The sequence below is a fragment of the Enterobacter sp. 148H3 genome (assembly GCF_034107425.1).
Taxonomy (GTDB): domain Bacteria; phylum Pseudomonadota; class Gammaproteobacteria; order Enterobacterales; family Enterobacteriaceae; genus Enterobacter; species Enterobacter vonholyi.
In genome coordinates this window covers 128,685-141,066 of record NZ_JAWNEI010000010.1, presented here as the reverse complement: position 1 = coordinate 141,066, position 12,382 = coordinate 128,685, and the positions used below count along the sequence as shown (strand labels likewise).

Annotated in this window: 7 protein-coding genes; 3 read left to right on the top strand and 4 right to left on the bottom strand. The window is 58.3% G+C overall.

Annotated elements, in window-relative coordinates; genetic code table 11:
- Window positions 1-3 precede the first annotated feature (3 nt).
- Window positions 4-501 carry a ClpXP protease specificity-enhancing factor gene (gene sspB, locus USH94_RS15980; protein WP_111965013.1) on the top strand — a complete coding sequence of 166 codons (498 nt, stop codon included), beginning with the start codon at window positions 4-6 and terminating at the stop codon, window positions 499-501.
- Window positions 502-529: 28 nt separating this feature from the next.
- On the opposite strand, the gene gltD is transcribed toward sspB, so the two are convergent.
- Entirely contained in the window at window positions 530-1,948 is a 1,419-nt protein-coding gene (gene gltD, locus USH94_RS15975; RefSeq protein WP_023309377.1) for a glutamate synthase subunit GltD, read from the bottom strand.
- 9 nt (window positions 1,949-1,957) lie between these two features.
- Window positions 1,958-6,418, bottom strand: coding sequence for a glutamate synthase large subunit (gltB, locus tag USH94_RS15970; RefSeq protein ID WP_111964984.1), 4,461 nt, complete (start codon window positions 6,416-6,418; stop codon window positions 1,958-1,960).
- Window positions 6,419-7,105: 687 nt separating this feature from the next.
- Between gltB and USH94_RS15965 the strand changes: the two genes are divergently transcribed.
- The gene (locus tag USH94_RS15965; RefSeq protein ID WP_111964983.1) at window positions 7,106-8,047 is read left to right on the top strand and encodes a TIGR01212 family radical SAM protein; all 942 of its coding nucleotides are present in this window, start codon (window positions 7,106-7,108) and stop codon (window positions 8,045-8,047) included.
- On the opposite strand, the gene USH94_RS15960 is transcribed toward USH94_RS15965, so the two are convergent.
- Window positions 8,027-9,529 (bottom strand): helicase HerA-like C-terminal domain-containing protein, encoded by a 1,503-nt coding sequence (locus USH94_RS15960; protein ID WP_111964982.1) that lies wholly within the window; start codon window positions 9,527-9,529, stop codon window positions 8,027-8,029. The two genes, USH94_RS15965 and USH94_RS15960, sit on opposite strands and share 21 nt — an antisense overlap.
- Window positions 9,530-9,666: 137 nt before the next feature.
- Between USH94_RS15960 and USH94_RS15955 the strand changes: the two genes are divergently transcribed.
- Window positions 9,667-11,307 (top strand): dihydroxyacetone kinase subunit DhaK, encoded by a 1,641-nt coding sequence (locus USH94_RS15955; protein WP_111964981.1) that lies wholly within the window; start codon window positions 9,667-9,669, stop codon window positions 11,305-11,307.
- 43 nt (window positions 11,308-11,350) lie between these two features.
- Here USH94_RS15955 and ahr read toward each other — a convergent pair whose 3' ends face one another.
- Window positions 11,351-12,370 (bottom strand): NADPH-dependent aldehyde reductase Ahr, encoded by a 1,020-nt coding sequence (ahr, locus tag USH94_RS15950; RefSeq protein ID WP_045403564.1) that lies wholly within the window; start codon window positions 12,368-12,370, stop codon window positions 11,351-11,353.
- Between the last annotated feature and the right edge of the window lie 12 nt (window positions 12,371-12,382).

Here is a 12,382-nt window from a genome sequence, read left to right as displayed (position 1 = left end):
ACTGTGGAAATGTCACAACTTACCCCACGCCGTCCTTATCTGCTGCGCGCCTTCTATGAATGGCTGCTGGATAACCAGCTCACGCCGCACCTGGTTGTGGATGTGACGTTGCCGGGCGTGCTGGTTCCAATGGAATACGCACGTGACGGGCAGATCGTACTGAACATCGCCCCGCGCGCGGTGGGTAACCTGGAGCTGGCGAACGATGAAGTGCGCTTCAACGCGCGTTTTGGCGGCGTGCCGCGTCAGGTTTCCGTTCCGCTGGCCGCTGTGCTGGCCATCTACGCCCGTGAAAACGGTGCGGGAACTATGTTCGAGCCGGAAGCGACGTATGATGAAGAGGTTGCCAGCCTGAATGATGAGAATGCATCTGATGAGCGCGAAAGCGACACGGTGATGTCACTTATCGATGGCGATAAACCCGATCATCACGATGACAATGACCCTGATGACGATCCGCCTCCGCGCGGTGGTCGTCCGGCTCTTCGCGTCGTGAAATAAAAAACAGGCCCAATCGGGCCTGTTTTTTTTACACTTCCAGGTAATTCAGGATCCCGTCAGCCGCCTTGCGGCCTTCGGCAATCGCCGTCACCACCAGGTCTGAACCGCGAACGATATCGCCACCGGCGAAGATTTTCGGGTTGCTGGTCTGGAACGCATTATCGCTGCCTTCTGGCGCGATTACGCGGCCCTGCGAATCCAGCTCAACGCTGTGCTTCGCCAGCCACTCCATGCTGTGAGGGCGGAAACCGAACGCCATCACCACGGCATCGGCCGGGATCACGTGTTCAGAACCGGCAACGATCTCGGCGCGACGACGGCCTTTCGCATCCGGTGCGCCCATCTCGGTACGCGCCATCTTCACGCCGCTCACTTTACCGTTGGCGTTCACTTCAATACCCAGAGGCTGGATGTTGAACTGGAACTCCACGCCCTCTTCACGCGCGTTTTTCACTTCGCGCTTAGAGCCCGGCATGTTCTCTTCGTCACGACGGTAGGCGCAGATCACGTGTGCCGCATTCTGACGAATGGAGGTACGCACGCAGTCCATCGCGGTATCACCGCCGCCCAGCACCACCACGCGTTTGCCTTCCATGCTGACGAACGGCTCATCGGCGGTTTCGCCGTAGCCCATAATCTGCTTGGTATTGGCAATCAGGAACGGCAGGGCATCATAAACGCCCGGCGCGTCTTCGTTCTCCAGACCACCGCGCATGGACTGATAGGTGCCCACGCCGAGGAACACGGCGTCGTAATCCTTCAGCAGGTCGTCGAGCTGCACGTCGCGGCCCACTTCCACGTTCAGCTTGAACTCAATGCCCATGCCGGTGAAGATTTCCCGGCGACGGGTCATGACCTCTTTTTCCAGCTTGAAGGCCGGGATACCGAAGGTCAGCAGACCGCCGATTTCCGGATGACGGTCAAAGACCACCGCCTTCACGCCGTTGCGGGTCAGCACGTCCGCACAGGCCAGGCCCGCCGGGCCCGCGCCGATGATCGCCACGCGCTTGTCGGTTTGCTTCACGCCGGTCATGTCCGGACGCCAGCCCATCTCGAACGCTTTATCGTTGATATAGCGCTCGATGTTGCCGATGGTCACCGCACCGAACTCGTCGTTCAGCGTACAGGAGCCTTCGCACAGACGGTCCTGAGGACACACGCGGCCGCACACTTCCGGCAGGGTATTGGTCTGGTGAGACAGCTCGGCGGCTTCAAAAATACGTCCTTCGTTGGCCAGCTTCAGCCAGTTCGGGATGTAGTTGTGTACCGGACATTTCCATTCGCAGTAAGGGTTACCGCAGGACAGGCAGCGGTCTGCCTGTGCTTTGGCCTGGCCTTCTGAAAACGGCTCGTAGATTTCAACAAATTCTATTTTGCGGATCTTCAGCGGTTTCTTTGGCGGATCAACACGCTGCAGGTCGATAAACTGGTATACGTTCTGGCTCATCTGAATTCCTTACTGCGCCTGCACGCGCAGCTCTGCTGCGCTACGACTACGGTGACCCAACAGGGCTTTAACATCGCTGGACTTCGGCTTAACCAGCGCAAATTTCGCAGAGAACGCCGGCCAGTTCGCCAGGATCTCTTCGCCGCGCGAAGAACCGGTATGCTGCACGTGTTCGGTAATCAAGCCGCGCAGGTGTTCTTCATGGATAGCCAGCGTATCAACGTCCAGCACTTCTACCAGCTCCGGGTTCACGCGTTTGCGGAACTCGCCGTCTTCGTCCAGGACGTACGCAAAACCGCCCGTCATGCCCGCGCCGAAGTTCACGCCGGTTTTACCCAGAACGCAAACAATCCCGCCCGTCATGTATTCACAACCGTTATCGCCAATGCCTTCCACCACGGTGATGGCACCGGAGTTACGCACCGCAAAACGCTCACCCGCACGGCCTGCTGCAAACAGACGACCGCCGGTCGCGCCGTACAGGCAGGTGTTACCGATGATGCTGGCCTCATGGCTGCGGAAGGCTGAGCCGACCGGAGGACGCACCGCCAGCAGACCGCCCGCCATGCCTTTACCGACGTAGTCGTTGGCATCGCCGGTCAGATACAGCTCAACACCACCTGCGTTCCACACGCCGAAGCTCTGACCCGCGGTACCGCTGAAATGCGCGGTAATCGGATCCGACGCCAGCCCCTGGTCACCGTGCGTCTGCGCGATGTAGCCGGAGAGCGATGCACCCACGGAACGGTCGGTGTTACGGATATCAAACCAGAACGTTTTGCTCTGCTTGTCGTCCACATACGGCTTCGCCTGCTGCAGCAGCTGTGCGTTCAGCACGCCGTTATCAAACGGCGGGTTGTTCTCGGTGCAGTAGACCGCTTTGCCAGGATGCGGCTGCGCGGTTTCCAGCAGCTTGCTCAACTCCAGCTTCTGCTGCTTGGCGGTGAAGCCTTCCAGCTCTTTCAGCAGGTCGGTACGGCCAATCAGGTCCACCAGACGTTTAACGCCCAGCTGCGCCATCAGCTCGCGGGTTTCGCGGGCGATGAACTCAAAGTAATTAGTCACTTTGAACGGCAGGCCGTGGTAGTGGTTCTTACGCAGCTTCTCGTCCTGGGTTGCAACGCCGGTTGCGCAATTGTTCAGGTGGCAAATACGCAGGTATTTACAGCCCAGCGCGACCATTGGACCCGTACCGAAACCGAAGCTTTCCGCACCTAGGATCGCCGCCTTGATGATGTCGAGGCCAGTTTTCAGACCGCCATCCACCTGCAGACGGATCTTATGACGCAGACCGTTAGCCACCAGCGCCTGCTGGGTTTCCACCAGGCCAAGCTCCCACGGACAGCCCGCATATTTCACGGAGGAGAGCGGGCTTGCGCCGGTACCGCCGTCATAACCGGCAATGGTGATGAGATCCGCATAGGCCTTCGCCACGCCGGTCGCGATGGTACCGACGCCCGGTTCGGATACCAGCTTCACGGAGATCATCGCCTTCGGGTTGACCTGTTTCAGGTCGAAAATGAGCTGCGCCAGATCCTCGATAGAGTAGATATCGTGGTGCGGCGGCGGGGAGATCAGCGTCACGCCCGGCACGGAATAGCGCAGTTTGGCGATGTACGGGGTGACTTTATCACCCGGCAGCTGACCGCCTTCGCCCGGTTTAGCACCCTGAGCGACTTTAATCTGAATCACGTCGGCGTTAACCAGGTACGCAGGCGTTACGCCAAAGCGACCGGATGCCACCTGCTTGATACGGGACACTTTGTTGGTGCCGTAACGCGCAGGGTCTTCACCGCCTTCGCCGGAGTTAGAGTTACCGCCGATGCTGTTCATGGCTTCCGCCAGCGCTTCGTGAGCTTCCGGGCTCAGCGCGCCGATGGACATCGCAGCGGTATCGAAGCGTTTGAACAGTTCCGATGCCGGTTCAACTTCGTCAATGCTGACCGCTTCATCGCCCGGATTGAGGGCAATAAGGTCGCGCAGCGTCGCCGCCGGACGGTTATTCACCAGCTCAGCGTACTGCTGATAATCGCTGTATTTACCGCTCTGAACCGCCTGCTGCAGCGTGCGCACCACGTCCGGGTTATAGGCGTGGTATTCGCCACCGTGAACGTATTTCAGCAGACCGCCCTGATCCAGCGGCTTACGTGCCAGCCAGGCGCGCTTGGACAGGTTCACCAGATCCTGCTGGAAGTCCGCAAAACCGGCGCCGCCGATGCGGCTGACCACGCCCTGGAAGCAGAGGTTGGCAACCTCGTCATGCAGGCCGACCGCTTCAAACAGCTTAGAACAGCGGTAGGAGGCAATGGTTGAGATGCCCATTTTGGACATGATCTTGTACAGACCTTTGTTGATGCCGTTACGGTAGTTCAGCATCACCGCGCGGTAATCTTTGTCGATCGCGCGGGTATCCACCAGACGGGCCAGCGTTTCGTAGGCCAGGTACGGGTAGATCGCCGTCGCGCCGAAGCCCAACAGCACGGCAAAGTGATGCGGGTCGCGGGCGCTTGCGGTTTCAACAATGATGTTCGCGTCGCAGCGCAGGCTCTTATCGACCAAACGCGTCTGAATAGCGCCGACTGCCATCGGTGCAGGTACAGGCAGACGGTTTTTCGCGATATTACGGTCGGACAACACCAGCAGCACGGTGCCGTTACGCACCATCTGCTCGGCTTTGTCACACAGCGCATTCACCGTCTCTTCAAGGCTCGCTTCGTTCACGTCGAAGGTAATGTCGAGCGTGTCGGCGCGGTAGTGCTCCTCTTTCATGGTGGTGAGCTGTTTGAAATCTGAATACAGCAGGATCGGCGATTTAAAGGTCAGACGGTGCGCCTGGCCTTCGGCCTCGCAGAAGACGTTCATCTCACGACCGATGCTGGTGGCCAACGACATCACGTGCGCTTCACGCAGCGGATCGATTGGCGGGTTGGTCACCTGCGCGAACTGCTGGCGGAAGTAGTCGTAAATGATGCGCGGCTGGCTGGAGAGCACGGCAAACGGGGTATCGTCACCCATCGAGCCGACCGCTTCCTGGCCGTTTTCACCGAGCACGCGGATGACAGAGTCCAGCTCTTCCGCGCTGTAGTTAAACTGCTTCTGGTAGCTTGCGAGAGTATCGTCGTCCAGCTCCCGGCTGCCCACTTCTTCGTCCGTAAGATCTTCGAACGGCACCAGGCGACGCACGTTCTTTTCCATCCACTCTTTGTACGGGTGGCGGCTCTTCAGATCGTTGTCGGTTTCGGCGGAGTGCAGGATGCGCCCGCCGCGGGTGTCGATAACCATCAGCTCGCCCGGACCGACGCGGCCTTTCTCGACCACTTCGTCAGGCTGGTAATCCCAGATGCCGACTTCAGAGGCGCAGGTGATGAGCTTGTCTTTGGTGATAACGTAGCGCGCCGGACGCAGACCGTTACGGTCCAGGTTACAGGCGGCAAAACGTCCGTCGGACATAACGATGCCCGCCGGGCCGTCCCACGGCTCCATGTGCATGGAGTTAAAGTCGAAGAACGCGCGCAGCTCAGGATCCATATCCGGGTTGTTCTGCCAGGCTGGCGGCACGAGCAGACGCATGGCGCGCACGATATCCATCCCGCCCGCCAGCAGCAGTTCCAGCATGTTATCCATCGAGCTGGAGTCCGAGCCGGTTTCGTTCACGAACGGCGCGGCATCGTGCAGGTCAGGGATCAGTGGCGTCTGGAACTTATAGGTACGGGCGCGGGCCCACTGGCGGTTACCTGTGATGGTGTTGATCTCGCCGTTGTGCGCCAGGTAGCGGAACGGCTGAGCCAGCGGCCAGCGTGGTACGGTGTTGGTGGAGAAGCGCTGGTGGAACAGGCAAATGGCCGATTCCAGACGCAGGTCCGCCAGGTCCAGGTAGAAGCGCGGCAGGTCAGCCGGCATACACAGACCTTTATAGATGTTCACCAGGTTAGAGAGGCTACAGACGTAGAACTCTTTATCGTCCTGGAGACGTTTTTCAATGCGGCGGCGGGCGATAAACAGACGGCGTTCCATATCACGTGGACGCCAGCCCGCAGGCGCGTTGACGAAAATCTGTTCAATACGAGGCAGCGAGGAGAGGGCGATTTCACCGAGCACCCCTTCGTTGGTTGGCACATCGCGCCAGCCGACAATTGACAGGGTTTCACGCTGAAGTTCTTCTTCGACGATGCGGCGTGAGGCGGCAGCCTTTTCAGGATCCTGATTCAGGAACAGCATGCCGACAGCGTAGTTTTTGGCTAAACGCCAGCCGCGCTCTTCCGCCACGATGCGGAAGAAACGATCCGGTTTTTGCAGCAGCAGGCCGCAACCGTCGCCGGTTTTACCATCGGCAAGGATGGCGCCACGGTGCTGCATACGGGCCAGTGCGTGAATAGCAGTACGCACTACCTTGTGGCTAGGTTCGCCTTCTATGTGGGCGATCAGGCCGAAACCACAGTTATCCTTCTCAAGGGATTTATCGTACAACATATCAGTGAACCTCCCCAGGCTCGTCGGGCTTCCCACTGAACTTTACCGTGGCGCACAGGCACAGAAAGAGCATGGCGACGGGGTTTGCGTTTCATACGCGGACCTCGCATTCGCCCTCTTTTTCATCCTTTCGCGCAGGTAAACAAGTTTGAGGACTTGCTTCAGAGGGAATCTCAATTACTGCATAAATATGATGAGCAGGCCGCTCATCCAGAAAGCTTCCAGCGGATTTCCAACTTATCGGGAATTGGTACACAGGTCAAATGGCAATCTTATTTATACAAAAATGTGCTAAAGAGAGTCTATGTCATTGTATTTTAAGTGTATTTAACTATTTTTACATAGATTGAATGACCTGAGAGCGAGCAGCGGAGTGTGATCTGACTCACTATATGAAAGCGGTATTATCAATGTAGCGTGCTGAATAGCGGTTTTATAGCAGAACAATAATCTGGCAATGGATGCAAACCCGCATAAACCCACTGTTTTTCAGTGGTAGCGCTATAAATGAAAAAAACAATCAGAACATAAGGAAAAGTAATCACAGGAGGCGTGAATGAAATTGCAGTAATCGTGAGTATTTATTCATATGGATAAAGGCCGTCCAGGGCGATTGATCCAGGTCATCGCCGACAGAGGCTAAAAGTGGCAGGCTTGTCCCCTTTCTCCGGGACGGTCTATCAGATTATGCAGTTACAGAAATTAGTCAATATGTTTGGTGGGGATCTTTTGCAGCGGTACGGGCAAAAGGTTCATAAGCTGACGCTGCACGGCGGGTTTAGCTGCCCGAATCGCGATGGCACCATCGGGCGCGGCGGCTGCACCTTCTGTAACGTTGCGTCCTTTGCTGACGAGGCCCAGCGGCATAAATCTATCGCTGAACAGCTTGCCCATCAGGCCAGCCTGGTGAACCGCGCGAAGCAATATCTGGCCTATTTCCAGGCCTACACCAGCACGTGGGCGGAGGTGCAGGTATTGCGTTCGATGTATCAGCAGGCCGTCAGCCAGGCCAATATCGTTGGGCTTTGCGTGGGCACACGCCCGGACTGCGTACCGGACGCGGTGCTGGACCTGCTCAGCGAGTACAAAGAACAAGGCTACGAGATCTGGCTGGAGCTGGGCTTGCAGACCGCGCACGACAAAACGCTGCACCGTATTAACCGTGGTCATGATTTCGCCTGCTACCAGCGCACCACGCGCCTGGCCCGCGAGCGCGGGCTGAAGGTCTGCTCGCATCTGATTGTTGGGTTACCCGGCGAGGGTCAACAGCATGGTCTTGAAACGCTGGAAAAGGTGGTTGAAACCGGCGTGGACGGCATTAAGCTGCACCCGCTGCATATCGTGAAGGGCAGTATTATGGCGAAAGCCTGGGAAGCAGGGCGGTTAAGCGATATTGAGCTTGAAGACTATACGGTGACAGCGGGGGAGATGATTCGCCATACGCCGCCGGATATTGTCTACCATCGCATCTCGGCCAGTGTCCGCCGTCCAACGCTTCTGGCACCGCTATGGTGTGAAAACCGCTGGACGGGGATGGTGGAAATTGACCGCTATCTGCAGGAGAACGGCGTACAGGGTTCGGCGCTGGGCCGCCCCTGGATTCCTCGTCTAGCGGCGACGGCCGCCTAGCAAACTCCCCAGCATGCCGCGCACGATTTGATTGGTGACCTGTCGGGCTGCGCTTTTCGCCATGGTCTGCACCACGCCATCGCGCTTGCCGCCGCGCGGCCCGGTGCTGCCGAACAGAATGTCTTTGAGCCCACCGAGAATGCCGTCATCGACGGCGACAGATTGCCCTTTAGCGGCAGGCGCATCCTGCGATTCCGTTGTCGCCTGGACCCCTTTTTGCAGCATCTCGAACGCGGACTCGCGATCCACCTCGTCTTCGTATTTCCCGTAAACCGGAGAGTGGTTAATCAGGCCGTTGCGCTCATCGTCGGTCACCGGCCCCATGCGCGAGCAAGGCGCGATCACCATGGCGCGTTCTACCACAGACGGGCTGCCCTTCACATCCAGGAACGAGATCAGCGCTTCACCGGTGCCTAGCGCCTGAATCGCCGCTTCGGTATCAAAGGCAGGATTGGCGCGCATGGTTTGCGCGGCGGCTTTCACCGCTTTCTGATCTTTTGGCGTAAAGGCGCGCAGGGCATGCTGCACGCGGTTGCCGAGCTGCCCGAGCACGTTGTCGGGGATATCGGACGGGTTTTGCGAGACAAACCAGACGCCGACGCCTTTGGAGCGGATCAGGCGAATGACCTGTTCAATTTTATCCAGCAATACCTGCGGCGCGTCGTTAAACAGCAGATGCGCTTCGTCAAAGAAGAACACCAGCTTCGGTTTTTCCAGATCGCCCGCTTCCGGTAATTGTTCATAGAGCTCGGAGAGCATCCACAGCAGGCTGGCGGCGTAGAGTTTCGGCATCTGGTAGAGCTTCTCTGAGCTCAGGATGTTAATAATGCCTTTGCCGCTGCTGTCGGTGCGCATCCAGTCCTTGATATCCAGCATCGGCTCGCCGAAGAAGTGTTCGGCCCCCTGCTGCTCAAGCGTCAGTAGACCGCGCTGAATAGCGCCCACCGAGGCGCTGCTGATATTGCCGTACTGGTTCTGGAAGGATTTGGCGTTATCGCCGATGTATTGCGTAATGGCGCGTAGATCTTTGAAATCAAGCAGCAGCAGTCCCTGATCGTCGGCAATGCGGAAGATAATATTCAGCACGCCGGACTGCACGTCGTTGAGGTTAAGCAGACGGGCCAGCAGCAGCGGGCCAAGATCGGAGACGGTGGCGCGCACCGGGTGGCCTTTCTCACCAAAGATATCCCACACCACCACCGGGTTACCGTGCGGGGTCCAGTCCGTGATGCCAATATTTTTCAGCCGCTCGAGCAGTTTTTCAGATGCCGTCCCATCCTGAGCCACACCGGTTAAATCGCCTTTCACGTCAGCCATAAAGACCGGTACGCCAATCTCTGAAAGCGACTCCGCCAGCTTTTGCAGGGTGACGGTTTTCCCCGTCCCGGTCGCTCCGGTGATCAGACCGTGGCGGTTCGCCATCGCGGGCAGTAAATACAGCTCTTTTTCCAGCGTCCTGGCAATTAACAATGGTGTACTCATGATGCGCTTCCTCTCTTAGTCCTGGGTGGAGTATAGGCAACCTGGTCGCAATTTGGTTGAGTAAATTCCTGACTTTGCGGCGCATTATCCAGCGCGGACTATGCTTTTGCATACGGTTCACAAAATAGTGGGAAACTATGTCCAGATTCTTCTTTAACGATCGTAAACAGCTGGTCAACGATGCCATTGAAGGCATACTGCTTTCTGCGCCACACGCCAATCTCGTCAAGCTTGATATCGATCCGGCCATCAGGATCGTCGCACGCAGCGACTGGGACAAAAGCCGCGTGGCGGTGATCTCCGGCGGCGGCTCAGGCCACGAACCCGCGCACGCCGGGTTTGTCGGCAAAGGGATGCTGACGGCGGCAGTGTGTGGCGATCTTTTTGCTTCGCCGAGCGTGGATGCTGTGCTGAATGCCATTGTGGCGGTCACGGGCGACCGGGGCTGTCTGCTGATCGTAAAAAACTACACCGGCGATCGCCTGAACTTTGGTCTGGCGGCGGAAAAGGCTAAACGTTACGGTCTTAAGGTGGAGATGGTGATCGTGGCGGACGATATCGCGCTGCCGGATAACAAGCAGCCGCGCGGTATTGCCGGAACGGCACTGGTGCACAAGATTGCGGGCTATGCGGCGGAGCAGGGGAAATCGCTGAGCGAGGTGCGGGATATTGCGCAACAGGCCTGCGATAACCTCTGGAGCCTGGGCGTGGCGATGCAAACGTGCAACCTGCCGGGCAGCGACGATGAAGAGGGGCGGATTAAACAAGGCCATGCCGAGCTGGGCCTGGGCATTCACGGCGAGCCCGGGGCTTCCGTGGTGGATACGCAAAACAGCAAAGCCATTATCGACACGCTGGTGACGCCGCTCAAAACGCAGGCGGGCGAAGGGCGCTTTGCCGTGCTGATTAACAACCTCGGCGGCGTCTCGGCGCTCGAAATGGCGTTGCTGACCAAAGAGCTGGCGCACTCGGCGCTGAAAGAGAACATCGCGTACCTGATTGGCCCTGCGCCGCTGGTCAGCGCGCTGGATATGAAAGGCTTTTCTCTGACGCTGCTGAAGCTCAATGATTTCTTCGAAAGGGCGATTCACGCTGATGTCGAGACGCTGGGCTGGCAGAAGCCCGTGGCGTTTGCGCCACTGCGTACCGTGGCGCATAGCGCCATTCATGACCGTGTGGAATATACACCGTCTGACAATCCGCAGGTGGGAGCGTGTGTCTCCGCAGTGTCGACAACGCTGATCCAGCTGGAAAACCGCCTGAACGCGCTGGATGCGAAAGTGGGTGATGGCGATACCGGCTCCACCTTTGCGCAAGGGGCGCGGGATATTGCGCAGCGACTGGAGGAGAACACGCTCCCGCTTAATGATGTGTCTAAGCTGCTGCTGCTGGTTGGCGAGCGGCTGGCGACGGTGATGGGCGGGTCGAGCGGGGTGCTGATGTCGATCTTCTTCACCGCGGCCGGGCAAAAGCTTCACGATGGTCAGACGCTCCCTGAGGCCTTGCTCAGCGGACTGGCGCAGATGAAGCAGTACGGCGGGGCAGATCTCGGCGATCGCACGCTGATCGACGCGCTGCAACCGGCGCTGGAGGCGTTGCTGAAGGGAGATATCGAGGCAGCGGCGAAGGCTGCACAGCATGGTGCCGAAGCAACGGCGAAAATGGCGAAAGCCGGCGCGGGACGCTCGTCGTATGTCAATAAAGAGAACCTGGATGGGGTAATGGATCCGGGAGCGGTCGCGATAGCGGAAGTATTTAACGTATTGGCGCAGCAGTGAAGGTAGGCCGGGTAAGGCGAAGCCGCCACCCGGCAAACTCACATCAGAAATCCGCTTTCAGCACCACGCGGTAGCGGGCTTTACCGTCGCGCACGTGCTGGATCGCTTCGTTGATTTTCGACATTGGATACAGTTCGGTGGTCGGTGCCACTTTGGTGCGTCCGGCGAATTTCATCAGTTTGCGCAGCTCGTACGGCGTACCGGTAGCAGAACCGGATATGCTGCGATCCCCACCGATCAGGGTAAACGCCGGAACCGGCAGCGGCTTCATCACCGCACCCACGGTGTGGAAGTTACCGCCGTAGGCCAGCGCTTCAAAGTACGGCTGCCAGTCGAGATCCACGTTAACGGTGTTGATGATCAGATCAAACTGGCCCGCCAGCGCGTTCAGCGCCTGCGGATCGCGGCTGTTCACCACTTTATCCGCCCCCATCGCCAGCACTTCTTTCTCTTTCGCCGGGTTCGAGCTGAACGCCGTGACTTCGCAGCCCATCGCGTGCAGCAGCTTAATGGCGATATGGCCCAGTCCGCCAATACCGATGACGCCCACGCGGCTGGTGGCTGTTATATGGTGCATCAGCAGGGGCTTGAAGACGGTGATACCGCCGCACAGCAGCGGACCGGCGGATTCGATATCAATGCTCTCCGGCAGCGGGATCACCCATTGCCAGTCGGCGCGCAGCTTATCGGCAAAACCGCCTTTGTTCAGGATGGTAGGAACGGCGCCTTCGAGGCAGTTGATCTGATTTCCGCTGATACAGGCGTCGCAGTGACCACAGCTGCGTGCCGTCCAGCCAATTCCCACGCGCTGGCCCACTTTCAGCCCTTTGTCCTGCGCGGCGCTACCGAGCGCCACGACGCGGCCAATGACTTCGTGTCCGGCAACCAGCGGATAGCTGGAGAAGCCCCATTCGTTGTCGATCATCGAGAGATCCGAGTGGCAGATCCCGCAGTAATCAACCTGTACTTCGACGTCTTCTGCTTTTAGTTCGCCCGCATCGTACTCGTACAGCTCAAGTTCTGCACCCGCCTGCGGTGCGGCGTAGCTTTTTATCTTCGACATCGTGTTTCCCCC

Coding starts and splice junctions, on each gene's coding strand:
- gltB (WP_111964984.1), bottom strand. CDS start 6,418: ATGTTGTACGATAAATCCCTTGAGAAGGATAACTGTGGTTTCGGCCTG.
- USH94_RS15965 (WP_111964983.1), top strand. CDS start 7,106: ATGCAGTTACAGAAATTAGTCAATATGTTTGGTGGGGATCTTTTGCAG.
- ahr (WP_045403564.1), bottom strand. CDS start 12,370: ATGTCGAAGATAAAAAGCTACGCCGCACCGCAGGCGGGTGCAGAACTT.
- USH94_RS15955 (WP_111964981.1), top strand. CDS start 9,667: ATGTCCAGATTCTTCTTTAACGATCGTAAACAGCTGGTCAACGATGCC.
- USH94_RS15960 (WP_111964982.1), bottom strand. CDS start 9,529: ATGAGTACACCATTGTTAATTGCCAGGACGCTGGAAAAAGAGCTGTAT.
- gltD (WP_023309377.1), bottom strand. CDS start 1,948: ATGAGCCAGAACGTATACCAGTTTATCGACCTGCAGCGTGTTGATCCG.